Annotated in this window: 26 protein-coding genes; 13 read left to right on the top strand and 13 right to left on the bottom strand. The window is 31.5% G+C overall.

What is annotated here, in order from left to right; translation table 11 throughout:
- Positions 1–102 precede the first annotated feature (102 nt).
- A complete protein-coding gene (locus B4G36_RS08670; RefSeq protein WP_291063386.1) occupies positions 103–1,656 on the bottom strand; it encodes a calcineurin-like phosphoesterase C-terminal domain-containing protein in 1,554 nt (517 codons plus the stop codon).
- Positions 1,657–1,858: 202 nt separating this feature from the next.
- On the opposite strand from B4G36_RS08670, the gene B4G36_RS08675 reads away from it, so the two are divergent.
- The gene (locus B4G36_RS08675; RefSeq protein ID WP_291063388.1) at positions 1,859–3,049 is read left to right on the top strand and encodes an MFS transporter; all 1,191 of its coding nucleotides are present in this window, start codon (positions 1,859–1,861) and stop codon (positions 3,047–3,049) included.
- Here B4G36_RS08675 and B4G36_RS08680 read toward each other — a convergent pair.
- Both B4G36_RS08680 and B4G36_RS08685 read right to left on the bottom strand, forming a co-directional pair.
- Entirely contained in the window at positions 3,030–3,611 is a 582-nt protein-coding gene (locus B4G36_RS08680) for a DUF5715 family protein (RefSeq protein ID WP_291063390.1), read from the bottom strand. The two genes, B4G36_RS08675 and B4G36_RS08680, sit on opposite strands and share 20 nt — an antisense overlap.
- Before the next feature lie 43 nt (positions 3,612–3,654).
- A complete protein-coding gene (locus tag B4G36_RS08685; protein ID WP_291063392.1) occupies positions 3,655–4,299 on the bottom strand; it encodes a DUF5715 family protein in 645 nt (214 codons plus the stop codon).
- Positions 4,300–4,560: 261 nt separating this feature from the next.
- Between B4G36_RS08685 and B4G36_RS08690 the strand changes: the two genes are divergently transcribed.
- From B4G36_RS08690 to B4G36_RS08700, 3 genes are read left to right on the top strand one after another with little or no spacing between them, the layout of a single operon-like run.
- Positions 4,561–5,436 (top strand): carbon-nitrogen hydrolase, encoded by an 876-nt coding sequence (locus tag B4G36_RS08690; protein ID WP_038333641.1) that lies wholly within the window; start codon positions 4,561–4,563, stop codon positions 5,434–5,436.
- Complete coding sequence (gene blaEBR, locus B4G36_RS08695; RefSeq protein ID WP_291063394.1) at positions 5,436–6,143, top strand: EBR family subclass B1 metallo-beta-lactamase; 708 nt, start codon at positions 5,436–5,438, stop codon at positions 6,141–6,143. The genes B4G36_RS08690 and blaEBR overlap by 1 nt, the downstream gene beginning before the upstream one ends.
- Positions 6,144–6,145: 2 nt before the next feature.
- Entirely contained in the window at positions 6,146–7,207 is a 1,062-nt protein-coding gene (locus tag B4G36_RS08700; RefSeq protein WP_291063396.1) for an agmatine deiminase family protein, read from the top strand.
- 57 nt (positions 7,208–7,264) lie between these two features.
- On the opposite strand, the gene B4G36_RS08705 is transcribed toward B4G36_RS08700, so the two are convergent.
- Together B4G36_RS08705 and B4G36_RS08710 are read right to left on the bottom strand one after the other, a co-directional pair.
- Positions 7,265–8,623, bottom strand: a complete 1,359-nt coding sequence (locus B4G36_RS08705; protein ID WP_291063398.1) for an acyl-CoA dehydrogenase family protein — start codon at positions 8,621–8,623, stop codon at positions 7,265–7,267.
- Between the two features lie 67 nt (positions 8,624–8,690).
- Positions 8,691–9,647 (bottom strand): NAD-dependent epimerase/dehydratase family protein, encoded by a 957-nt coding sequence (locus B4G36_RS08710; protein ID WP_291063400.1) that lies wholly within the window; start codon positions 9,645–9,647, stop codon positions 8,691–8,693.
- A gap of 338 nt (positions 9,648–9,985) precedes the next feature.
- On the opposite strand from B4G36_RS08710, the gene B4G36_RS08715 reads away from it, so the two are divergent.
- The 7 genes from B4G36_RS08715 (at position 9,986) to B4G36_RS08745 (ending at position 16,384) form a co-directional block, all read left to right on the top strand.
- Entirely contained in the window at positions 9,986–12,007 is a 2,022-nt protein-coding gene (locus tag B4G36_RS08715; protein WP_291063402.1) for a M13 family metallopeptidase, read from the top strand.
- A gap of 1 nt (position 12,008) precedes the next feature.
- Positions 12,009–12,344, top strand: coding sequence for a rhodanese-like domain-containing protein (locus tag B4G36_RS08720; protein ID WP_244958029.1), 336 nt, complete (start codon positions 12,009–12,011; stop codon positions 12,342–12,344).
- A 313-nt stretch (positions 12,345–12,657) separates the two neighbouring features.
- The gene (locus tag B4G36_RS08725; RefSeq protein WP_291063405.1) at positions 12,658–12,831 is read left to right on the top strand and encodes an RNA polymerase sigma factor; all 174 of its coding nucleotides are present in this window, start codon (positions 12,658–12,660) and stop codon (positions 12,829–12,831) included.
- Position 12,832: 1 nt separating this feature from the next.
- Positions 12,833–13,039 carry a hypothetical protein gene (locus B4G36_RS08730; RefSeq protein WP_291063407.1) on the top strand — a complete coding sequence of 69 codons (207 nt, stop codon included), beginning with the start codon at positions 12,833–12,835 and terminating at the stop codon, positions 13,037–13,039.
- A gap of 111 nt (positions 13,040–13,150) precedes the next feature.
- Positions 13,151–13,480, top strand: coding sequence for a hypothetical protein (locus B4G36_RS08735; protein ID WP_291063409.1), 330 nt, complete (start codon positions 13,151–13,153; stop codon positions 13,478–13,480).
- Between the two features lie 307 nt (positions 13,481–13,787).
- On the top strand, positions 13,788–14,057 hold the full coding sequence (gene rpsO / locus B4G36_RS08740) for a 30S ribosomal protein S15 (protein ID WP_038333654.1): 270 nt from the start codon (positions 13,788–13,790) through the stop codon (positions 14,055–14,057).
- A 140-nt stretch (positions 14,058–14,197) separates the two neighbouring features.
- A complete protein-coding gene (locus B4G36_RS08745) occupies positions 14,198–16,384 on the top strand; it encodes a polyribonucleotide nucleotidyltransferase (RefSeq protein WP_291063410.1) in 2,187 nt (728 codons plus the stop codon).
- A 51-nt stretch (positions 16,385–16,435) separates the two neighbouring features.
- Here the strand turns inward: B4G36_RS08745 and B4G36_RS08750 are convergent, their stop codons facing one another.
- Positions 16,436–16,972 carry a hypothetical protein gene (locus B4G36_RS08750; RefSeq protein ID WP_291063412.1) on the bottom strand — a complete coding sequence of 179 codons (537 nt, stop codon included), beginning with the start codon at positions 16,970–16,972 and terminating at the stop codon, positions 16,436–16,438.
- Positions 16,973–17,116: 144 nt separating this feature from the next.
- Here B4G36_RS08750 and B4G36_RS08755 point away from each other — a divergent pair, with 144 nt between their 5' ends.
- Both B4G36_RS08755 and B4G36_RS08760 read left to right on the top strand, forming a co-directional pair.
- Positions 17,117–19,279, top strand: a complete 2,163-nt coding sequence (locus B4G36_RS08755; RefSeq protein WP_038333656.1) for a S46 family peptidase — start codon at positions 17,117–17,119, stop codon at positions 19,277–19,279.
- Positions 19,280–19,375: 96 nt separating this feature from the next.
- The gene (locus B4G36_RS08760) at positions 19,376–20,107 is read left to right on the top strand and encodes an MBL fold metallo-hydrolase (protein ID WP_291063414.1); all 732 of its coding nucleotides are present in this window, start codon (positions 19,376–19,378) and stop codon (positions 20,105–20,107) included.
- A 242-nt stretch (positions 20,108–20,349) separates the two neighbouring features.
- Here B4G36_RS08760 and B4G36_RS08765 read toward each other — a convergent pair whose 3' ends face one another.
- The 7 genes from B4G36_RS08765 to B4G36_RS08795 form a co-directional block, all read right to left on the bottom strand.
- Complete coding sequence (locus B4G36_RS08765; RefSeq protein WP_125350389.1) at positions 20,350–20,577, bottom strand: DUF6814 family protein; 228 nt, start codon at positions 20,575–20,577, stop codon at positions 20,350–20,352.
- Between the two features lie 14 nt (positions 20,578–20,591).
- Positions 20,592–22,124 carry an MFS transporter gene (locus tag B4G36_RS08770; protein WP_291063416.1) on the bottom strand — a complete coding sequence of 511 codons (1,533 nt, stop codon included), beginning with the start codon at positions 22,122–22,124 and terminating at the stop codon, positions 20,592–20,594.
- 36 nt (positions 22,125–22,160) lie between these two features.
- The gene (locus B4G36_RS08775; RefSeq protein ID WP_291063418.1) at positions 22,161–23,393 is read right to left on the bottom strand and encodes a hypothetical protein; all 1,233 of its coding nucleotides are present in this window, start codon (positions 23,391–23,393) and stop codon (positions 22,161–22,163) included.
- A 430-nt stretch (positions 23,394–23,823) separates the two neighbouring features.
- Complete coding sequence (locus B4G36_RS08780) at positions 23,824–24,390, bottom strand: pentapeptide repeat-containing protein (protein WP_291063420.1); 567 nt, start codon at positions 24,388–24,390, stop codon at positions 23,824–23,826.
- A gap of 3 nt (positions 24,391–24,393) precedes the next feature.
- Positions 24,394–24,642, bottom strand: coding sequence for a hypothetical protein (locus B4G36_RS08785; protein ID WP_291063422.1), 249 nt, complete (start codon positions 24,640–24,642; stop codon positions 24,394–24,396).
- Between the two features lie 2 nt (positions 24,643–24,644).
- A complete protein-coding gene (locus tag B4G36_RS08790; RefSeq protein ID WP_038333665.1) occupies positions 24,645–25,019 on the bottom strand; it encodes a VOC family protein in 375 nt (124 codons plus the stop codon).
- Between the two features lie 156 nt (positions 25,020–25,175).
- Positions 25,176–26,090, bottom strand: coding sequence for an N-acetylmuramoyl-L-alanine amidase (locus tag B4G36_RS08795; protein ID WP_114999956.1), 915 nt, complete (start codon positions 26,088–26,090; stop codon positions 25,176–25,178).
- Positions 26,091–26,197: the final 107 nt, after the last annotated feature.

Genomic DNA, 26,197 nt, shown 5'->3' on the forward strand with positions numbered 1-26,197 from the left:
TAATGGTTTATTGATTTTTATTTAACATGAATAAATTGTAAAATATTTTATTTAAAAAAGCCACTTCTTTTGAAGTGGCTTTTCAAGATGTATATAAAACGGTTATTTGATAACTTCGAAAGAAGATTTTTCTGTAAAAGTATTTCCGTACAAATCGGTTGCTCGAACTTCAATTTGATAAGCTCCCGCTTTTAGTTTATTCGGTAAACGAACTGACCAAATATGTTTCGAAATTTCTGGAGCAGAAGGTCTGTTTCCAATATTTGTAATTTCTGCATTATCAATTTTCATGATAGTTTCCATATAATTGTAATCAACTGTTGGATCCCAATTCATCTCTTTCCACTCACCGTTATTTACGCGATATTCAACTTTATTTGATTCATGTCCCATAAAGAAATTAGCATATAAAAAAGCACGATTGCGTTTACCTTCTTTTACTTTTTTTGTGTGGTACAAGTCGATTTGTTTTTCTTTTGGTGAATTCGCAACTTTATAATCAAATTTATATTGATTACCATCTACATGCAAAAAGGCATAACCTTTTGGTGTACCATCGCGCATCGTAGAAGCCGGAACTCCTTTAGCGTCTTTTGGTCCAGAATACCAATCACCAGAAGTTGTTCCAACATTGTACTCGTGATGAGGTTTTTGTTGTTGCCAACCATCTTGATTTGCATAAAAAATCTGTTCTTGGAAATGTGTATGAGCAGACATCGAAACTGTATTTGAATAATCTTTTAACAATTCGAATAATTGATTTCTATCTTCTGGACGTGTGTCACGCAACGGAATATGAAATGCTAAAACAATTAAATGATCTTTTGGAACAAATTTTAAATCATTTTTGATAAACTCTAATTGATCAGGACGGAAACCTCCCCAATATCCTTTTCCATCGCGAGGATCTGGATATAAAATATCATCTAAAACAATAAAATGTGCTTTACCGATATTATATGAATAATTATTTGGACCGAAATTTTTCTCGAACGTTTCATCCGAATATTGATCTTCTTTTGCATCATAATTCATATCGTGATTTCCCATAACATTGTACCAAGGTAAACCAACTTTCGAAACAGCTTTTATATAAGATGGATGCAAATTCAAATCATCACCAACCAAATCTCCTAAAGAAAGTCCGAATTCCATACCTTTTATTCCTTTAACATCATCAATTACACCTTTAGAGAAATACTCGATTTCTTCTTCTGTATAAGCTTGAGGATCACCAAAAATTAAAGCCGAAAATTTTTCGTTTTCTTTTGTAGGAATTAAAGCAAAATCAATACTCTTTGGAGTATTTCCAGTTGGAGCAGAACCTGCATATTCTAATTTTGGAGAGCCTTTAGGTTTGTTGATGTAGTAGAATTGTGGCTGATTGAATTCGTTTGTAGGAACTTTATAATTTGTTGGTTTAATGACAAACAAAATAGTTTCCTTATCAATCTCGATTTGATATTCTCCTTTATCATTTGTCGAAACAACTTGTTTTCCGTTACTAATTTGCACGTTTGCCAAACGTTTTTCTGATTTATCGAATTTATTGTTTTGATTTTTATCTTCAAAAACAATTCCTTTAGCAAGTTGTTGAGCGTTGACAGAAGTATAAAAACTTCCAAATAATACCAGCGATAATACGATTTTTTTCATTGTGTGAATCTCTTGTTTTGTAGATGTTAAAATTCTATATTTTATGCGGGTTTCGGATTAACATAACAATAAGTAAAGATTAAATTTAAGTAAATAAGAATAAAACATTTTTATATTTAATAATGAGGGAATAATTGTCCTTCATTATTAAATCCCTTAATTTTGCAACCGATTGCATTATGTTATGGAAGAGAAATTAAGTATGAGTTCGCGACAAATTTTCATGCAAATTATAGGTTATGTAAGTTTTTCATTTATAGGTTATTTACTGATAGGTTTACCTTTGGCTATTCTACCTATTTTTATTACAAAAACATTAGGTTTTACTGAGCTTGTAGCGGGTATTGTAATTAGTTTGCAATATGTGACAACTTTTATATTGAGAGGTTATGCCGGAAAAATTGTAGATACAAAAGGTCCTAAACCAGCCGTTTTATTGAGTATGAGTTTGTTTATTTTAGCTGGAGTTTTATTATACTTTTGTTACTTCACAAGAAACAATCATTTTTTGTCATTAGCTATTCTTGTACTTGCGAGATTGGTTACTGGTGCAGCAGAAGGAATGGTAGGTGGAAGTCCGATAAACTGGGTAATTTTAAAAATTGGACAACAACATACAGCGAAAGCAATTTCTTATAATGGTGTTGCTAGTTATGGTGCATTGGCAATTGGAGCACCGTTGGGAGTTATCTTAAATCAATATTTTGGACTTGGTTTTATTGGTTTGTTTAGTATTGTTTGTGCGATTATAGGTTATTTTTTAGCTAGAAATAAAGAGAATATATTAACTGCAGTTTCAAAAGTTCCGCAACCATTTATAAGTGTATTGAAAACAGTTGCTCCTTTTGGAATTTGTTTAGCACTTGCGGGTATTGGATTTGGTGGAATTTCCAATTTTATAACACTTTACTACGACTTTTATAGTTGGTCGAATGCAGCTTTATGTTTAAGTGTTTTCAGCTTGTTATTTATCGTAAGACGATTATTTTTTAATAGCTCAATTAATACATTAGGAGGATTAAAAGTTGGAATTATTTGCATGATAGTCGAAACGATAGGTTTATTAATTCTTTTTAGTGCTCCGAATTCTTTTATCGCTCTTATTGGTGCAGGTATTACAGGAATTGGTTTTTCATTGGTTTTTCCTGCGATGGGAGTAGAGGCAGTTGCTTTGGTTTCGGATAATAGCAAAGGAGCTGCTTTAGCTGCGTACGGCTTGTTTATTGATATTTCATTGGGAATTACAGGTCCTCTAATTGGTGGTGTAATCAGTTTGTTTGGAATGTCAAACTTATTTGGTTTTTGTAGTTTGTTTGTGTTTATAGGATTATTGTATAGTTATTATTTACAAACAAAAAAAAATCGTTCAGAATTTAATAATTCCGAACGATAATATGAAAACATCTAATTTTAGATTCTTTTACGTAGTAAATTTTACCTGTTCTAACATAATTTTTTAGCACTTGTTCTAACTCTTTTTCTAGTTTAGAATCAGGTCTAATTTTATGATTAAACCTAACATAAGAAATATCAAAAGCAGCACCAAAATTATGTGAACTATCATTAGAAGAAGCATTTTTATTAATTCCTCTCAAACGATTTTGATCATGTAGCGTTCGTGTCATTGATGTAACAACGAAAAAATTTTGACCTGTTGTTTTTACAAAATCTCTTGCAATACTTGTCAAAATCTCTCGACCTTTTGGAATAAGATACGAATGACTATGTGTTAAATCACCAACTCGCCAACCATAACCACGTTGTTTTATTTTAACCAATTTACCTTGATTGATGTATTTGTTCAACTTTTTATCACCATCAATTAGCTCAAGTTTATGAGATTTTGCGGCATTCAAATGCTGAACATATTCTTTAGAAGGCTCTATAACAACTCGCGATTGAGCGTAACCGAGTAAAGAAGAGCAAATAAAAAAAGTTGTTAAAAATTGTTTCATGATTCAATTCTCTTCTGCAAAAATAGAAAAGAACTTTTATATATTACATTGTTGTTGATTTAAATTGATCGGGATTACGAACCGTTACATGAAAACAGTGTTGTCTATATTCTTTGATATAGTAAATTTTACCGTCTTCTTGCAATTGTTTTAAAATCGCTTCTAAATTATCACGATGAGTTTTGCTATACGTATATTTATTATTGAATTTTGTATACGACAAATCAAAAGAAGCACCATAGTTATGAGAACTTTCGCCTTTTGTTGCATTGCTATTTACTCGTCTTAAACTTGCTTGACTTTCTTCAGAACGGGTAAGCGAAGTTACAGTAATTGTAGCATTGTTTTCGTCCAGAAATTTTGAAGCAATTCGTTCCAACACAGTTTTTGCTCTGTTATTTAAGAATGCTTTACTGTGTGTTAATTTCTCAATTGTGTACCCATTTCCTTCTTCAGGAATTGCAACTAATTTTTTTGTAGCAACTAAACCTTCAATATCATCAAAACTCTTCACGATTGGAACGTTGAATGATTCTGCGGCCATTAAATGATCGTCATAAGTTATTTTTTTTGTAGAGATAGAAGTGGATGAAGAGGCAGAATTTTCTGCTAAAATGTAACTTTCTTGACTTTGAGCTGAAATAAATATTCCGCTAAAAAGACAAGAAAGGGCAATTAATTTTTTCATGTTTTAAATTATTCGCGACAAAATTAGAAGTTACAATTTAATAAAGACTTGTTAAAAATTATAATATTTAGGTAAATTTTTTTTAAAATTTTCTTAAATCTGTTCTCAAAATAGCATTGTTAGATAGATTGATAGAAATTTAAATTTCATCACATTTGAAACATAAAATATTCTTAAATATAAATTCTAATAGATTAAATCCTACTAAATTCGCTATTTTTGTAATTATTATTCATTTTTATTTTTAGACCTATTTATAAAATGGCAAAAGTTAAAGTTGGAATGGTACAAATGACTTGTACTAATAACAAACAAGAAAATTTAAACAAAGCAATAGAGCAAGTAAAAGTAGCAGCTGCAAAAGGCGCTCAAATTGTGTGTTTGCAAGAATTGTTTACCTCATTATATTTCTGTGATGTAGAAGATTACGACAACTTCGATTTAGCAGAATCAATTCCTGGACCATCAACAGATGCGTTATCAGTTGTAGCAAAAGAATTAGGAGTTGTAATTATTGCTTCTTTATTTGAGAAACGTGCGCAAGGTTTATACCACAATACAACAGCTATTTTAGATGCTGATGGACAATATTTAGGAAAATATCGTAAAATGCATATCCCAGATGATCCTGCGTTTTATGAAAAATTCTATTTTACTCCAGGGGATTTAGGTTACAAAGTTTTTGATACTAAATTTGGAAAAATTGGTGTATTAATTTGTTGGGATCAATGGTATCCAGAAGCCTCTCGTATTACAGCATTGATGGGTGCGGAAATTTTATTTTATCCTACTGCGATTGGTTGGGATACGACGCAAGACGAAGAAACAAATCAAGATCAATACAATGCTTGGCAAACAATTCAGCGTTCACATGCGGTTGCGAATGGAGTTCCGGTTATTTCTGTAAATCGTGTTGGTTTTGAGCAAGATGGAGCAATGAAGTTCTGGGGAGGCTCTTTTGCGACAAATGCGCAGGGAAAATTGTTGTACTTAGCAACGCATGATAAAGAGGAAACAGAAGTGGTTGAATTGGATTTGAACGAATCTGATTTCTTCCGTAAACACTGGCCTTTCTTAAGAGATCGCCGCATCGATTCTTATCAACCAATTACAAAACGTTTTATAGACGAGGATTAATGAAGAAATTATTTTCACTTATAGCATTGATAGGAAGTTTTGCATTTGGTCAAATAAAACCAATTCAGATTGATCCGATTAATAACAATTTATTTGTTTATCAAACATTCAATTCGTTTAATGGAGTTGAGTATAATGCAAATGGAATGTATTTGGTAACGAATAAAGGAATCGTTTTGTTTGATGTTCCTTGGCAGAAATCGCAATATCAAGAATTAAATGATATGTTGCAAGAAAAGTATAATTTGCCAGTTATCGCTGTGTTTGCAACACATTCGCATGATGATAGAGCAGGAGATTTAAGTTTTTATAATGATTTGAATATTCCTACTTATGCAACTTCTTTAACCAATTCTAAATTAAAAAAAGAAGGAAAAGCAACTTCTAAATTTGAGATTGAATTAGGTAAAACATACAAATTTGGTAATGAAAAGTTTGTTGTTGAATATTTTGGAGAAGGACATACTTCTGATAATGTTGTGGTTTGGTTTCCGAAATATAAAGTGTTGAATGGGGGTTGTTTGATAAAAGGTGCTGACGCTATAAATTTAGGTTACACAGGCGAAGCTAATGTTATTGAATGGCCAAAAACAATACAGAAATTAGTTGTAAAACATCCAACGATTAAACAAGTTATTTCTGGTCATGATAATTGGAAAGCTACTGGACATATCGAAAATACGTTTAAACTTTTAGAAAAGAAATAAAATTGAACACTATAGATACATCAAAATTTCCAAAAGATTTAGGATATAGATTTCCTGCTGAATGGGAAGAACACGAAGCAACTTGGTTGTCTTGGCCGCACAAAGAAGAATCTTGGCCAGATCGTATTCATTTAATTTATCCAGCTTATGCTGAATTTATTGCTGAATTATCGAAAGGTGAAAAAGTTCGCATTAATGTAAAAGATGAAGAAATGAAAATTTTTGCTTTGTCTTTTATCGAAAAAACGGATGCAAATTTGTCACAAGTTGAGTTCTATTTTAACGAAACAAACGATGCTTGGTGTCGAGATCATGGTCCTGCATTTTTGTTGAATAAAAATAATCTTGATAACCCAAAAGTTATTGTAGATTGGGGATTCAATGCGTGGGGAGGAAAATATCCACCTTTCGAAAATGATGATGTTGTGCCAACAAGAATTGGTGCAGAATTTAATCTTCCTGTTTTTCATCCTGGAATTATTATGGAAGGAGGTTCAGTCGAATTCAATGGAAAAGATACGTTGATGACATCAAAATCTTGTTTATTGAATGAAAATCGTAATCCAGATTATTCGCAAGAACAAATCGAAGAATTTTTAAGAAATTATTACGGAGTTTCGCAAATTCTATGGGTAGAAGACGGAATTGTTGGTGATGATACGGATGGACACATTGATGATACAATTCGTTTTGTAAATGAAGATACAGTTTTGACGGTTGTTGAAACAGATGAATCGGATGATAACTACGAATTGTTGCAAGTGAATCTTCGCCAATTGCAAGAAATGAAATTACGAGATGGACGTCCATTAAACATTATTGAATTGCCAATGCCGGATGCGGTTTATTGCGAAGGTGAGCGTTTACCTGCTTCTTATGCGAATTTTTATATTGCGAATAAATCTGTCATTGTACCAACTTATCGTTGTGCAAAAGATGCAATTGCTTTGGATATTATTCAGAAATGTTTCCCCGATCGTAAAGTTGTAGGAATAGATTCTACAGATATTATTTGGGGACTAGGATCTTTCCATTGTTTGAGTCAACAAGAACCTAAGATATAGGTTTTGTCAAAATATAAAGAACAAAAAAGCTGAGTAGGTTGCTCAGCTTTTTTAATTTTAAACAAATGCGCTAAATCCTGTGATAGATCGACCTACAATAAGCGAATTGATTTCTTTTGTGCCTTCGTAGCTGTAAATGGCTTCGGAGTCGGCAACAAAACGAGCGACGTCATGCTCTAATAATATTCCATTTCCACCCATTACTTCTCGTGCTCGTGAAACGACATCTCGTGTTCTCATTGTACAAAAGACTTTAGCTAAAGATGCGTGTTCATCTAGTAAAATTCCCTCGTCTTGCATTTCAGATAAGCGAAAAACTAAAGTTTGCATTGCTGTTAAATTAGATAACATTTCGACCAAATGTCCTTGTATCATTTGAAAAGAAGCAATTGCTTTTCCAAATTGTTTTCGATTTCGAGTATAATCTAAGGCGCTTTCATATGCTCCACGAGCACATCCAGTTGCCATCCAAGCAACTCCAGCTCTCGTCATTCGCAATACTTTTGCCGTGTCTTTAAATGAATTAGCATTTTGTAAACGATTTTCTTCTGTAATTAAACAATCTTTCAGAGTAATCAAGCCATTCTGAACAATTCGTAAAGCCATTTTTCCTTTGATTTTTTCTACAGAAAAACCAGGATTATCTTTTTCTACAATAAAACCTTTTACTTCTCCATCATCCAAATCTCTTGCCCAAATAATCACTAAATCTGCAAAAGTCGCATTACCAATCCATTTCTTTTGGCCATTTAAAATCCAACCTTCTTTTGTTTTTTTACATGTTGTGGTCAAACCTCCTGCTGCACCAGAACCAACTTCGGGTTCAGTTAGTCCAAAAGCGCCAATTTTATCAAATTTTTGCATTTGTGGTAACCATTTTGCTTTTTGTTCTTCCGATCCGCACATATAAATTGATCCCATTGATAGACCAGATTGTACGCCAAAAAAAGTAGCGGTTGAAGCATCTACACGAGCCATTTCCATTGCCAAAACGCCTTCCATAATAAAAGGTAAATTTGGACAACCATAACCGTCGTAAGTGACGCCACAAATGTTAAGTTCTTTAAATTTTGGAATTAATTCGAAAGGAAATTGATCACGAAGCCAATAATCATTAACGATTGGTTTAACTTCTTTTTCCATAAAAGCTCTCACTTTTAGCTGTAATTTGCGTTGTTCTGGAGTTAAAGTGTGAAAAACATCGTAGAAATCACCTTCAATTGGAGGAAGTTCTTTGTGTTTTTTATTTGGATTTAACATTTTCATCATTCCTTGAAGTTGTTTATCATCAAGTTTCGAAAAGTTTTCCATTAAAAGAGGTAAATCTACTTTTTGAGAAATTTTATTTAATTGCTCTAAATTAACAGATTTTAGTAGATGGACGATATTTTTTAAATTAGAAAATGCTCCTGACATATTTTGTGGTTTTTTAACCAAAAAATTATCAAAGAGCATTCCTAAAATATTGTATTGTAAGAAAAAATTAAGCTTTACCTAATTTTATTTTCAAATTGTCTAACATTGTAGTTGTCATTTTATCGATATCAAATTTTGGTTCAAATCCCCAATCTGCTTTTGCAACAGAATCATCGATAGAAGAAGGCCAAGTATCAGCAATAGCTTGACGGAAATCTGGCGCATAATCGATTGTGAAATTTGGAATATGTTTTTTGATTTCTGCCGCTAAATCTTCTGGAGCAAAACTTAAACCTCCTAAATTATAAGATTTAAATTCGCCTAATTGTTTTGGATCAGCAGACATTAATTCAACAATTGCATTTATCGCATCATCCATATACAACATTGGTAAATAAGTTCCTTCTTTCAAGAAAGAAGTATATTTTCCATCCTCGATTGCTTTGTAATAAATGTCAACAGCATAATCTGTAGTTCCACCTCCAGCAGGAGTTTTCCAAGAAATAAGACCAGGGAAACGAATAGAACGAACGTCTACATTATGATTTTGTTGGTACCATTTGCACCAGTATTCTCCTGATAATTTAGAAATACCATAAACTGTAGAAGGAGTCTGAATTGTATTTTGTGGTGTATTGTTTTTTGGTGTATCTGGACCAAAAACGCCAATAGAAGAAGGCCAAAAGATTTTATCGATTACTTTATCTTTCGCTAATTCTAGGAAAGTAAGCAAAGTGTCCATGTTTAATTTCCAACCAAACATTGGATTTTTTTCAGCTGTACCAGAAAGTAGAGCAGCTAAATGATAAACAGTTTTAATATTGTGTTTTGCAATGACTTCTTTTATTCGATCAGCATCAATTACGTCAATTACTTCGTAAATTCCATCGTAATCAACATCTTTAGGATCACGTATATCAGAAATAATTACATTATTTTTTCCATGAATGGTTTTTAATTTCTCAGCCAATTCAGAACCAATTTGTCCTAAAGCACCGGTGATCAAAATAGTATCGGTTTCCATTTTAAAAAGTTACTTTTGTTTGGTGTCAAATTTAAAAATTTTCTATTGAATTTGGATATAACAAAATAATATTTAGATATTAATACTTAATTCGACTTATTAATGTTAAAAAAGTATATTTACGAAGTTGTTTATAGAATATTATTCTGTTTTATAAGCTTTCTTTTGAAAAATAAATTTGCAGAATAGGGTGTTTTTAATTTAAAATCTTCAAATTGTTCTATTTTATCATCAAAAAGTGTTGAAAATTGAATGAATAATTAATACTTTATTTAGTAAATTTGTAACAAACATCGTATTAATTTCGACAAATCGAATCAAAAATACTTAGTAGAAATATGAAAAAACAACTATTTGTTGCTGCATTTGCATGTACCTCTGTTTTAGCAATTGCGCAAGAATCATATCAGGCTTTTAATCCAAACTATATGGATAAGTCGGTTCGTCCACAAGATGATTTATATAATTATGTAAATGGTAATTGGATGAAAATTACAGAAATTCCTTCTGATAGAGCTAGATGGGGAAGCTTTGATGAGTTGAGAGAGAATACGGATAAGGTGACTTTACAATTGGTAAAAGATCTTATTAAAACGAAACATGCTAAAGGAACAAGTGAGCAAAAAATTGCGGATTTGTATGATGCGTATATGAATGTTGATGCGCGTAACAAAACGGCTTTAGCACCATTACAAAAATATTTTAAGCAGATTGATGCAATCAAAGATATGAAAGGTTTACAAGATTATTTAATCGATGTAGCTGCTATCGGAGAGAATCCTTTTTATGGTGCTTATGTTTATACTGACCTTAAAAATAGTAAACAAAATGCTGTTTATTTAGGAGATATTGACTTGACTTTAGGTAAAACTTATTACCAAAAAGAAGATGCTAAAAATACTGAAACTTTAGCTAATTTGAACAAGTTTATCGATCAATTGATGCCTTATACAGGTTCTAAAACACGTGATTTGAAAGGTCCAAAAATTGTGGCTTTCGAAAAAATGATTGCGAAATACATCAAAACTGTTGAAGAAGATCGTGATCCAAATAAATCATACAATCCTGTAAAATTATCAGAAGTTAAGAATTTAACGAAAAATGTTGATATTGAGCGTTATGTAAAAGCTTTAGGAATTAATCCAGAAACGGTAATTATCGGTGAATTAGATTATTATAAAAATTTAGATAAAATCTTAAATCAAGAGAATTTACCTTTGATTAAGGATTATTTACGTTTTAAATTAATCAATTCTTATGCAAGTTATTCAACATCTGAATTAGATAAAATTAATTTCGAATTTTACGGAAAAACTTTATCTGGTCAAAAAGAGCAACGTCCATTAGAAAAAAGAGGTTTAGCGTTTGTAAATGGCGCGACAGGAGAATTATTAGGACAAATTTATGTGAAAGATAATTTTCCACCAGAGGCAAAAGCAAAAGCTGAAGAATTAATCAGTTATTTATTCAAATCTTTTGACAAACACATCAAAGAATTAGATTGGATGTCTGACGCAACTAAAACGAAAGCATTAGAAAAATTAAACAAGTTTACTGTAAAAATTGGTTACCCTGATAAATGGAAAGATTATTCTGGATTACAAGTAAAATCTTTGGCAGATGGAGGAAACTTAATTGAAGATGTAATGGCAATTAGCAAATGGCGTCAAGCAGAAAACTTGAAAGATTTTGGAAAACCAGTTGACAAAACTCGTTGGGGAATGTCGCCACAAACTGTAAATGCATATTTTAATCCAACTAATAACGAAATTGTTTTCCCAGCAGCAATTTTACAACCACCTTTCTATGATTATAGAGCGGATGCAGCTGTAAACTTTGGTGGAATTGGAGCAGTTATCGGTCACGAAATTTCTCACGGATTCGATGATTCGGGAGCTAAATTTGACGGTGATGGTAACTTAGTAAACTGGTGGACACCACAAGACGAAGAGAAATTTGCAAAAGCTACAAAAGCTTTGGCAACGCAATATGATGGTTATGAACCAGTAGCAGGAACACACGTTAATGGTACATTTACATCAGGAGAAAATATTGGAGATTTAGGAGGAGCTTCTGTTGCTTTTGATGCATTACAAATGTATTTGAAAGATAAAGGAACTTACGGAAATATAGATGGATATACTCCGCAACAACGTTTCTTCTTATCTTGGGCAACTATTTGGAGAACAAAAGCGACTGATGAAGCTTTAGTAAATCAAGTGAAAACAGATCCACATTCGCCTGGATATTACCGTTCTTTTGGACCAATCGTTAATATTGATGCGTTCCATGATGCGTTTAAAACAAAACCAGGAGATAAATTGTACAAAGCACCAAAAGACCGTATTAGAATTTGGTAAGATGCTTGGCAAAATTATTGATTGGATAAAAAATAGAAATAGAATTATTAAAATGACAACAGTTGAAGCAATAAACAATGCTAATGTAACATTAGTAGATGTTCGTGAGCCTTTTGAATTGGATACAGATGGATTTGTTCCAAATGCGATTAATATTCCATTAGGAGAAGTTCCTACAAGAGTAGAGGAGTTTAAAGAAATGTCAAGACCTATTGTAGTTTTTTGTAGAAGTGGTAACCGTTCTGGTCAAGCTGCACAATATTTACAAGCACAAGGTGTAGACGAAATTTTTAATGGAGGAGGTTTTCAGGATGTCTTAGATGTTTTGGAGAAATAATTCGTAATTAATTATTATTCATAAAAAACCGATAAATTTTTATTTGTCGGTTTTTTTATATATTATTGTATTTTAAATAGATATTCGTTTAAGTTAAGATTATTTTAAAAATTTTTTTAAAAAAAATAAAAAAATGAGTGACCAAATAGCTCTACTTGGTTATATTCTTTTACATATAATTTTTGTGTCAATATGTGCAACGAAAGATAAAAGAAGAAAGAAAAAATTATTCGGTGATGGATGATTTGGTTGATAACTATAATGACGAAATTATTGATGACAAAGAAATTTTTGAATTAAAATCGAAAAACTAATGCGGTCCCTAAAGGAGTTGGATGTAGAAGAGAAATCTATATTACTGATGAAATATCAAGATGAATTTTCAATCAAAGAAATTTCAGAAACTTTAGAGATTGGTGAAAGTGCAACTAAGATGAGATTGAATCGAGCAAAAAATCGTTTATTAAAAATTTATAAGGCATTGTAAAATGGAAAACCCTTTTAAGACTATGCTAGCCAATGAGAAGCTTCCAGAAACAATAAAGCAAAAAGTTATGGATGATGTTGCTTTAATAAAATTATCGTTGGAAGTAGCCGATTTGTTTTCAGTAAAATATCCAAGCACAACTGGAAATTTCTTCGGAATCGGAAAAAAATCAACTAACAAACCGAACAAAAAAGATAAAGAAGGTTAACTATAAATAGATAATATAAACCGGTAGTGCATTTGTATTAGATTGTATATAAAAGTTGTACAACCTAATACAAATGCACTACCGGTTAGTAATATCATTTTTTATATCATTTTGATATTTACAATTATTACTTCATTAAATCAAGCTGGAGTTAATACAGATTTAATTACGAATAATTTATTCTTAATCTTAGGATCGGTGTTCTTGACATTGGCAATTGCGTTTGGATTAGGATCAAAAGACGTTATTTACAGATTATTATTGTCTTTTTATACCAATAGAAATTTTGAAATTGGACAAAGAATTATCATCGAAGATGATGTACAAGGTGTGATAATTGCTATTAACAATATATGTATGACAATACAAACTGCGGACGAAAAAGTAGTTTATCCGATTAAAATAATAACAAATAAAAAAATACGAATTATAGAAGATTAATCTTGCCTACCTAAACCTATTTTAATAATTATTAACTAACCTATGATTAATTATTGAAACAAGCCGACTTTTAACCTATTAACCAACAATTGTGAAAGCTAGTCTTTTACAACAAACAAACCTATTTGATTTAGTAGAAAATTAAAACATCACTTTCTATTATCTATCTAAATCAAACTAAACCAAATTTTTAAAAAGTGACCGAATTAACCAATCGGTCACTTTTATTTTTGTACAAAGTTTAATATTTCATTTAATAGTTGTACATTTGCACCTCATTACATAATAATTATTAAATAATATTGGCATGTACTTAACATCAGAAGTAAAAAGCGAATTATTCGCAAAGCATGGTAAATCTGCTACAGATACAGGATCTGCAGAAGGGCAAATCGCATTATTCACTTACAGAATTAACCACTTAACTGGTCACTTGAAAAAAAATCACAAAGATTTTAATACAGAAAGATCATTAGTTATGTTAGTTGGTAAGCGTAAAGCGTTATTAAACTACTTAAAGAAAAAAGATATCACAAGATACCGTGCGATTATCGCTGAATTAGGATTACGTAAGTAATTTTAAACACAATATAAAAGGGCAATTACGTAGAAATTGCCTTTTTTTTTGTTATAAATTAAAATAAGATATTTATCTTTATATAATGCAGTTAAAGCAAACGGCTTTAACTTTAGACGAATTAAATACTAAGAAGACGAATGATTCCACAGGCGATCACAGAAAAAATTACTCTTTCAGACGGAAGAGAAATTACAATCGAAACAGGGAAATTAGCAAAACAAGCTGACGGATCTGTGGTTGTACGCATGGGCGACACCATGTTATTAGCTACAGTTGTAGCAAACAAAGAAGCAAATCCAGGTGTAGATTTTTTACCTTTAACAGTAGATTATAGAGAAAAATTTTACGCTGCAGGACGCATCCCAGGAAATTTCTTCAGAAGAGAAGCAAAACCATCAGACGATGAAGTATTAACAATGCGTCTTGTAGACCGTGTTTTACGTCCAATGTTTCCAGAAGACTTCCATGCTGAGGTTCAGGTTATGATCTCACTTATTTCTTACGATAAAAATGTAATGCCAGAAGCTTTAGCTGGTTTAGCTGCATCAGCAGCCATTGCAATTACAGATATTCCTTTCACATTAATTTCAGAAGCTCGCGTTATTCGTTTAAATGGTGAGTTAATGATTAATCCTTCAAAAGAACAGTTAGATCAAGCTGATATCGACATTATGGTTGGTGCTTCTAAAGATTCTGTTGTAATGGTAGAAGGGGAGATGAGCGAAATTTCTGAACGTGAAATGTTAGACGCAATTGAATTTGCTCATGCTGAGATTAAAAAACAAATTGAAGCACAAGAAAGTTTAGCAGCGAAAGTAGGTAAATCTTTACCAAAACGTGAATATAGCCATGAAACACACGACGAAGAAATTCGCGAAAAAGTATGGGCTTATGGATATGATAAATTTTATGATATCGCTAAACATCCATCTGATAAACACGAAAGAGGTGATAAATTTGCTCAAGTTGAAGCAGATTTCTTAGCTCAATACGAAGGAGATGAAGAAGAGTTAGCTCGTGTAACTCCTTTTGCTCACATTTACTTCCACGATGTACAAAAAGAAGCTGTACGTCAATTAATCTTAAACGAAGGAATTCGTTTAGACGGACGTGATCCAAAAACGATTCGTCCAATTTGGACAGAAGTTGATTATTTACCATCAACTCATGGTTCTGCAATCTTCACACGTGGAGAAACTCAAGCATTAGCTACAGTAACTTTAGGTTCTTCTAAAGATGCTAATATGGTTGATGGAGTTGTAACAAACTTCGACGAAAAATTCTTTTTACACTATAATTTCCCTCCATTCTCAACAGGTGAAGCTCGTCCATTAAGAGGAACTTCTCGTCGTGAAGTTGGTCACGGAAACTTAGCACAACGTGCTTTAGCGCAAATGTTACCAGACGATTGTCCTTATACAGTTCGTATCGTTTCTGAAGTATTAGAATCTAACGGTTCTTCTTCTATGGCAACAGTTTGTGCAGGAACATTAGCAATTATGGATTCAGGTTTACAAATGAAAAAACCAGTTTCAGGTATTGCAATGGGATTAATCACAGATACTAAATCAGGTAAATTTACAGTATTGTCTGATATCTTAGGAGATGAAGATCACTTAGGAGATATGGACTTTAAAGTAACAGGAACTGCAGACGGTATCACAGCTTGTCAAATGGATATTAAAGTACAAGGTTTATCTATGGAAATCATGGAAACAGCTTTGTTACAAGCAAAAGAAGGTCGTGAGCACATTTTAGGTAAATTATTAGAAACTTTACCAGCGCCTCGTCCACAATTGAAACCAAATGCACCAAAAGTTGTTGTAATTGAAATTCCTAAAGAATTCATTGGAGCAGTAATCGGACCTGGAGGAAAAGTAATTCAAGAAATGCAAAAAGAAACTGAAACAGTTATTGCAATTACTGAGTTAGAGACAACAGGACGTGTAGAAATCAATGGTGTGATTCAAGAAAACATCGATCGTGTTGTAGAAAGAATCAAACAAATTGCTTTCGTTCCAGAAGTTGGTGAAACATATCATTCAGTTGTAAAATCTATCAAACCATTTGGAGCGTTTGTAGAGATTGCAAAAGGAGTTGAAGGTTTAGTTCACATTTCTGAATTAGAGCACAGACGTCTTGAAAAAGTTGAAGATTCTGTAAACATCGGTGATAAAATTGATGTTAAATTCTTAGGTTACGATGATAAAAAGAAAATGAAATTATCTCGTAAAGCTTTGTTGCCAAAACCAGAGAGAACAGAAAAACCTGCTAAACCAGCAGAGAAAAAAGAGGATAAACCTCAAGATAATAAAGAAGCTTAATTAAGTTTTGATATAAAGTAAAAAGTCCGAGATTTTCTCGGACTTTTTTTGTTACATAAATTCTAAATCTGTCTTTTTAAGATGTTTGATTTTATCATTTTTGTTTAAAATACTATTTAGTTCATTAATAAAATTGATTAATTCATTATAATCTTTTTTATTTGATAAATAATTATTTTCTTCAAAGGCAGAAGTTAGAACAAAATGTCTATTGATAGTTTTATCACTAATAATAATATTTTTTCTTAGATTGGGTAGTGTAACAATTACTTCATGACCTGTTTGATAAATAGAGTCTAATTTAAAAATATTTTTATCTCTAATTAAGGAAATTATATTTTCTTTTTCTTTTTGGTCAAGAACGTTTTTTATTACAATAGTATCTTCAATATAATATTGCTCGAATTGATTTTTTTCAAAATTATATTTTCTAATTTCATCTATATATTCAAATGATAAATTAGTTTCATCAAAAAAATATTCAGGTTTTGATTTAGTTTGATTATTCAAAATAATAATGAAACCAACCATTCCAATAAAACCAATTAGGAAGTAAAGTAGATTAATGATTTTAATTTTTACTTTCACGATTCAAATTTTGTGTTAATTAAATAAAAATAATCGTTTTTTAACAATAAAACCTCAGTAAAACTTTATTAAATACTTAAAGATTAGGAGAACTTCAAAGAATCAATTATTTTAGCATTTCGTAAAATTGAAGACAAACAAATAATGAAAAAATTTTTATTATCCACGCTTTTAGTGGTTATGCTTTTTCCTTTTAAAGTGAAAGCTGACGAAGGAATGTGGTTTTTGATGTTCATCGAACGTCTGAATCACCGTGATATGCAAAAACAAGGTTTACAATTAACTTCAGAAGAAATTTATAGTATCAACAATAACTCTTTAAAAGATGCTATTGTACAATTTGGTGGTGGATGTACTGCTGAAATGGTTTCTGGTCAAGGTTTAGTTTTGACAAATCACCACTGTGGTTATGGTGCTATTGCTGAATTATCTGCTCCAGAACATGATTACTTAAAAGATGGTTTTTGGGCAAAAGACAAAGCTGCTGAGTTAAAACCAAAAAGCTTAAAAGTACGTTTCTTCGTTCGCATGGATGATGTTTCTAAACGTATTTTAGGGGTTGTAAATGATAAAATGTCTGAGTTAGATCGTGAAAAAGCGATTAACCAAGAGATTGCAAAAATTGAAAAAGAGAACAGTGAAAACGGAAAATATGTTGTTTCTGTTCGTTCATTCTTTCAAGGAAATGAATATTACTATTTTGTTTACCAAGACTATGAAGATGTACGTTTAGTAGGAACACCTCCAAGTTCTATTGGAAAATATGGTGGAGATACAGATAACTGGGAATGGCCACGTCACACAGGAGATTTCTCTATGTTCCGCGTATATGGTGACAAAGATGGAAATCCTGCAGCTTATTCTACAAGCAATGTTCCGTTGCAACCAAAACATCATTTACCAGTTTCTTTAAAAGGATATCAACCAAATGATTTCGCTATGATTTTAGGTTACCCAGGTCGTACAAATCGTTGGATGCCAGCGCAAGGTGTTGCTCAAAATGTAGAGTACGCTTATCCTGCTTGGGTTGAAGCTTCTAAAGTTACAATGGATCAAATGAAAAAATATATGGAGCAAAATCAAAAAGTAAATATTGATTATGCTTCTAAATATGCTGGAGTTGCGAACTATTGGAAAAATCGTGATGGAATGATCGAAGCTTTAAAACTTCACGGAACTGTTGCGAAGAAAACAAAAGAAGAAGAAAAATTCAATAAATGGGCTCAAAAAGGAGCAAACAAAGCCGAATATGGTGATGTTGTTTCGAATTTGAATAATTATTATGCGAAAACAAATTTAGATGCTCGTCATAACAATTACATCAACATTTTATTGCGTTACTCAACTTTAGCAAGTGCGCCATATTCTATTGGAAAAGCATTAGAAAACTATGCAGCAGCGAATGATGCAAAACGTGATGAAATGCGTCCGAAAATTCAGAATGCAATCAATGCTTATTACGAAAAAATGTATTTACCTTTAGAAAAAGATTTATTGGCTGCTCAATTAAATCTGTATGCTTCTAAAGCGAGCGAAGCTGGTTTAGCGCCTTATGTTGCTGATTTAGCGAAACAAAATAACAAGAACTTTACAGCTTATGTAAATGATGCTGTTGAAAGAAGTTTTTTCGCTGATCAAAAACAAGTTGAGAATTTCTTAATTTCTCCAGATGTAGAAGTCTTGAAAAAAGATCCTTTATATGTTTTGTCAAATGCTTTAGTAGAAAGAGCTTCTAAGCAAACTGATGAACAAGCAAAATTGAATGATGTTTATTCTAAAAACTTCCGTTTATTGGTAAAAGGTTTACGTGAGTCTAAAATTGGAAATATCTTATATCCAGACGCAAATTCTACGTTACGTTTAACTTACGGTTCTATTCAAAATTTACCAAAAAGTACAAATCCAAAACGTCAACCAGATGTTGCTTCTAACTATTTCACAACATTAGAAGGTACAGTTGCAAAACACATTGCAGGTGACGAAGAATTCGAAAATCCACAACGTTTATTAGATTTAGCGAAAGCAAAAGATTATGGACAATATGGAGATAAAGATGGATATTTACACGTAAATTTCTTATCAAACAATGATATTACAGGAGGTAACTCTGGTTCTCCAGTAATGAATGGTAAAGGTGAATTAATCGGTATTGCATTCGACGGAAACATTGAAGCAATGGCTGGTGACGTTATCTTCGATCCTAAATTACAACGTACGATATCTGTAGATATTCGTTACGTTTTATGGGTTGTTGATAAATTTGCTGGAGCAAAACACATCGTTGATGAAATGACAATTGTAAAATAAGATTTGAATCATAATAATTTTTAAGGCTTCCTATTTTGGAAGCCTTTTTTTGTAGAGAGAATCTAAACGAATTACCTTTGTAAAAAATAAAAGTAAATGAAAGTTATTCCTCTTTTAGAAGGTGTTTTTCATGTTGATGCAAAAAAAGAGTTTCATTATTTAGGTGATAATATTGAAATAAAGAATCCCACTGATGGATATAATCTTATTGTTCGTCCATTTTTGATACAAATTGGAGATGAAAATATTTTGATTGATTGTGGTTTCGGAACTGAAGTAGATTGTGAACCTATCATTCTAAAAAAATTACGCGTACATAATATTAATCCAAATCAAATTACGAAAGTATTAATTTCGCATTTACATAAAGATCATATCAACGGTATAGGAAGTTGGGTAGGAGAGCAGTTTGTATGTAATTTTCCTGATGCAAAAATCTATATTCAACAACGCGAATATGATTATGCGGTTGCTCAAACAGATAATTCTTATAATTATGAACGTTTAGAAAAGTTAAAATCATTCAAAAATATTGTATGGATGAATGATGATAGTGGAAATATAACGGATAATATCAAATTCGAAGTTACAGGAGGACACGTTCCTTTTCAACAAGTTTTTTGGATCAAAGAAAATGATGAAATTGTATTTTATGGAGCTGACAATCTACCTCAATTAAATTATTTTAAATATCATGCCGCTTTCAAGAATGATGCAGATGGTGTAAAAGCGATGGAAGATCGTTTGCGTTGGGAAGTTGATGCGAAAACAGAACATTGGAAAATACTTTTCTATCACGGAAAAAGAACAGATATAAAACAATTTTAGAAATTATATTATAAATGAAAAGCTTTGTATTTGCAAGGCTTTTTGTATTTGAATTATATTTCAGTTTAACTTCGAGTACCTTTGTTGATTTTAAAATTAATTGACATAAACTATGCTAAAACTCTTAAAAAGATATTAACGTTTTATGATTTGTTTTTTATGGATTTAATAAAAAGGTTTATTGAAAATACATTTATATAAAAAAATCCTCAACATGTGTTGAGGATTTCGTGTATAGTTTTTTACATTTTTTCTTCACTGTATTCACCAAGTAATGCATAATAGCCAAAGAGAGCCATTCCAATAACAATAATTGGTGTAAGGACAAATAGAATAATAATTCCGAATACTAAATCATCTTGCGAACCTGATGATAATTTTGGAATTCCAAATTCCATGATACAAAAGTAGGCTAAAACAAGTGATAATGCGATCCAAACGATTCCTAATATTTTTTTAATTGTTTCCATTTTTAATTAGTTTTTTAGTTAACATTTCTGTCTTTATTACTGATATAAATTGCTCCGATGATAAAACAAACAGCCGCAATTCCGATAGGATACCAAAGACCCTCTAAGTAAAACTGTGGATCTCCGTTGTTTTTGGCATTTGTTACCAAATAAGTAGAAACAGCAGGTAAAAGACCTCCAAAAATTCCGTTTCCTACGTGGTAAGGCAAAGACATTGATGTATATCTAATTTTAACAGGGAACATTTCTACTAAGAACGCAGCAATTGGACCATAAACCATTGTGATAAAAATAATTTGAATCCAGATAAGACCAACTAATTTCCATTTATCACCACTATTAATATGTGTCGATTTTTTAACAATTTCACTTACTTTTCCATCCACAATTTTTGCTTGACCATTTTCTAAATGACGCGTTGTAACTTGTTTGTAAGTTGTACCATCTGTAAATGATTTTTGAATTGTATAAATAGAATCAGATTTTTCGTCAATATTTTTGATTTCAGTTTTTTCAATTGTTTGTGCTGCAATCACTTCCTTGTTTTCAAGATTTGTTGTTTGATACATTGATTCGTAAATTGGTCGATACGAGAATACTGCGACAATCATTCCGATTAACATCACCCATTTTCGACCAACTTTATCACTCAACCATCCAAAGAACACAAAGAAAGGTGTACCAAATAATAAAGCAATTCCTAACAAAGAATCTACTTGATCAGATTCTACATTCATCACCGTTTTCATGTAGCTCATCGAGTAAAACTGACCTGTATACCACACGACTCCTTGTCCCATTACAGCTCCAAAAAGTGCTAATAAAACGAATTTCATGTTGTAACGATTCCCGAAAGATTCTTTCAAAGGATTTTTAGAAGTTGTTCCTTCATCTTTTGCTTTTTTGAAAGCTGGCGATTCATCCATGTTTTTACGAATCAAATATGAGACGTAAACCATCAAAATTGATAAAATAAATGGAACTCGCCATCCCCATAGGTCAAATTGTTCTTCTGATAATAATGTTTTCGTTAATAAAATAACCAATAACGAAACAAATAAACCAACTGTAGCAGTCGTTTGTATCCAAGAAGTCCAATATCCTCTTTCTCCATTTGGTGCGTGTTCTGCTACATATGTTGCAGCACCTCCATATTCGCCTCCAAGTGCTAAACCTTGTAATAAACGTAAGATTAATACTAATAAAGGTGCGATAAACCCGATTGATTCGTAAGATGGAATACATCCGATCAAAAAAGTTGCTCCCCCCATTAATACTAAAGTAGCCATAAACGTATATTTACGACCGATAATATCTCCTAATCGACCAAAGAATAATGCGCCAAATGGACGTACAACAAATCCAGCAGCAAATGTTGCTAAGGTTGATAAAAAGGCTGCTGTAGGATTATCAGCGGGAAAAAATTTAGTAGAAATTACAACAGCTAAACTTCCAAAAATAAAGAAGTCATACCATTCAATTAGCGTTCCCATAGAGGAAGCACCAATTACTTTCCAGATTGTTTTTTTGTTAGCAGTTTCGCTCATAAATAATGTGTTTTTGTGTTAATTCTTGTGTTTTTTTTATAATAATATCATTGCTTGTATTGTTATCATGTCGTCCATGTGTTTTGGTTGATCGAAAGATTTTTGATATTCTACAGAAATTTTAGCATTCTGACCATCAATGTACCAGTTTCCACCTAATTTTAATTCGTTTGCAGGTTTCACTAAACCTTTGAAATCTCTGTAAGAATATCCTACATACGGCTGAATTCTATTACGGAATTTCCCTTCTCCTTCTTTGATGTTTTTAGGAAATAAATACCCGACATGTCCAGAAAACTGATTTCCATCTCCTACAACATTTCCTTGTACATAATTTTCGCCCATGTCCGAATTTTGATATTTCGCATAAGCTGTTATCGAAGAAGATTTTCCGATTGGCGCATCATAAAAAGCATCAACAGCAAGATGAGTTACATTTTCTCCAATCAAATTATCATTTTCTTTTTTGACAATTGCATTACTTTGATTGAAAAATCCTGCTCCAATGTTAAATACTTTTTTAGTTCCTAAATAGGTTCCAACGCGATAAGGTAAAGCATTCGATTCTTGATCTAAGAATTGATAATCAAAATATCCTGAAACCGCATATTTTCCTTCTCCAAGTATCGCTTTTCCTAAATACTTTTCTTGTCCGTTTTCTAAAACTGTCGAAGAGTTTCCATCTAAAGTATTCGTAATAGCATCACTTAATGCTAAACGATAATTCAGTTTTCCAATTCGCCCTTTTGCAAACATTCCCAAATGATTTGAAAATTGATCAGACAAACCAAGTGTAGACCAGTCAGCTCTATTATTATCTAAGGTCAACATATTGATAGAACCTTGACCATTTCCACGAGAAATTCCACCAAAATTGTGAACTCCAGCACCAATTGCTAAATTGTTCGTTACCTTATATTGTAAAAACATTTCATGCAAGAAAAATGATACATCTGTACTTTTTCCCATCGGAGAAAGATTATTGTCATAGATTCCATTTGCACCAAAATGTGTTAAAATCATAAATCGATCATTGATTTGCGAATAAGCAAGAACACGCGCTCGTTTGATAGAAAATCCATCATTGGCGTGTTTTCCTTCGTAATCCTGAAACCAAGTTTGTCCCCAAAGAATAAATCGGACATATTTACTTCCTTCTGGATTTAATTTAACGACCAAACCGCCATCATATTCAGAAGCATATTGAGCCTTCAATTCCGTGGCTCCAAAAATGGATAGTAGAGCAAGTGCAACAAAAATTTTTTTCATTTTTTAATAAATGGTGTTAGTTGTACATTATTTGTGATTTTGTATTGACTTAATTAATAGACTTAAGTTTATCTAAAATAACGTATCGAATAATAATAATGCTTTTTTTGATAAAGAATTTCTTTTTTATTTTATTAGTGTAAATAATACGCTAATATTTTTTTTAATTTCTTAAGAAAATGTCAAGAAAAGTTTTAAGTTGATAATCTGAGATGAATTTATTTCAGAGAATTTATCAAAAAAAGATGCAATAATAGTCTTATTATTTATTAAATCAAGAAATAATTATTGATTAATTGATAAAGAATGGAAGTAATTTATTCTAAAATGTTATGATTTAGTAAAATATAATCTGAAATTATTTATTCTGATTAGAATAGTATAAGTAGAAAGCATAAAAAAGGTTTCGATTTTGTTCGAAACCTTTTTTTTAATTTATTGTAATTCCAAGATAATCTAATAATCCAACACAATTTTCTTTGGAAAACTGCGCACCTTTCAATTGATTATCATTCGGATTTATCGTGAAGTTATAAGCCGTTTTGAAGTTGGCTTGCTTTAAATTGGTCTGATAGAAAATAGCGTGAGCCAAATTGCAGTTCATAAAATAAGCTTGACTAAGATCTGCGAAAGAAAATTCTACATTTTGTAGAGAACAATTGCTAAACTTTGTTTTTTTTAGCGGTAATTCATAAAAAGATGAGTCGTTTAACGTACAATTTTCAAATGAAATGCTTAATCCAAATTTGTTCGAATTTTCGAGATTAAAACCTATCATTTTACAATTCATAAACTCAACTTGCTGAAAACTTGTGTTTTCTAAAGTTACATTACTCAAATTACATTCGATAAATTGACATTGAATAAATTTGATATCGCTTAAATCTAATCCATTCAAATCACAATTTATAAACTCGCAATTCTCGTATTCACCAGATATATTTTGATTTTCTGAGAAATTAATTTGTTCAAATTTTTCTTCGAAATGATAATCCATAAGTTATTTTTTTACGATTAAGTTTCTTAAGGCTAACCAGAAAATCATCACAATCATGTCAATGTAAATAGTAACTTTTAATTGATCGATTTGCGAACAAAGATTTTTTCCTGTTATAGTAGAAATACAAGTGTCAACTCCGTCGGTTTCATATTTTATACTAACCATAGTGTTAATAATCATGTAAAAAACAACAGGAATAATAAGAATAATTATTCCTAAAATAATGTTGTAATATCGTTTTGAGATCATAATTAATCTTCGAATGTAACTTCTATTTCTTGTCCAAATTGTAAGATATAACCATTGTTGTCGTAGATTGCAAACTCGCGCATATCCCATTCAAAGGTCTCAATTTCATATACAACTTCGCAATCATCTTTTACTTGATTCCACAACTCGTCTACGTTGTCTACAACAAAATAAAAAGAACCTGTGAAATTAGCTCGTTCAAAATCTGCTCCTTCATTTGGATAAGCCAACATAATTTCTACATCGTCTTTTTGCAAGCAAGCCCAAATCCAATCTTCATTTTGATCAGCAATCTTAAATCCTAATTTTTTATAGAATTTTGTTGTTTTTTGTAAATCTTTCGTCCAAATTATTGGGCGCAAACTTTTAAAAGCCATGTTATATTATTTTGGATAAAATTACTTCAATTTTTCTTAACTCTCAATTCCATTTTTAATGAAAATTAAGCTATTTATTCATATTATTTTACTGAAAGTTTATTCCATAAAAAACTCCTAACACGTAGGAGTTTCATACTATAAATCAAAATTGATTTATGGATTATATTTTTTGTTTAATGCTTTCAAGATTGCCCAAGTTTCAGCATCTACAACTCCATCGTATTTTTCTGGACGGAAATGCATCTGAAATGCCACAATTGCATTTTTTGTTTGCGCGTCTATCATTCCATTTGTAGGAACGTTGTATCCATATTTCTTAAGATCAGTTTGCACTTGTGTGATAAAAACGGAACTTGTTGTATCCCAAGGATATTGTTGCATAAATACATACTTGTCTGTATCATCGTACCATGCACCAACACCGTAATCTGTATATAATTTTTTCCAAGGGAAAAGTGGACCCGGATCTGGTTTTCTTCCTGGCGCAACATCAGAATGCCCAATTACATTAAAAGGAGAAATATTATAACGTTTTACAATATCTTGTGTCAATTCACCTACTTTTTTGATTTGATAATCTGGATAAGGCGTGTAATTTGGATATGCATCCGTTCCTTTGTTTCCAAGATTAACGATTTCGATACCAATAGAAGAAAAGTTTATATTATCCAATCCTTTCCAACTACTAACACCTGCATGCCATGCACGTTTTGTTTCGTCAACTAAAAGATTAATTGTTTTGTCATCATAATCATTTACCAAATAATGCGCACTTACATCTTTCTGAGTCAATACTTTTAACGATAACTCTGTGTTGATTGCTGTGTAGTGTAACACCAAAAATCGTACACGTTCATCTTGCGAGATAGATGGATAATAATCTGTTGTTACCTTGTACTTGTCGAGTTTTGCAGCTCGAGTCATTTCCGGTTGATCTGTTTTTGAATTGATAATGACTGTGTCACGAATTACTTTTGTAATTGTTTTTGGTGGAACTGTTTTAGTTGCACAACTAGCCAAAATAAAAAAACAAGAAATTGCCGAAAATACTAATCCTTTAAAATTCATTCTTTTAGTTCTAAATAGTCTTTTGAATAGCCAAAATTAAGCCAAATAATTTAATTTTTTTTCTAAAAAGACTTGTTTTGCAATAAAAGTCAATATATATTTGCAAC

It is taken from the genome of Empedobacter sp. UBA3239 (assembly GCF_002362875.1).
In the GTDB taxonomy this organism is placed as follows: domain Bacteria; phylum Bacteroidota; class Bacteroidia; order Flavobacteriales; family Weeksellaceae; genus Empedobacter; species Empedobacter falsenii_B.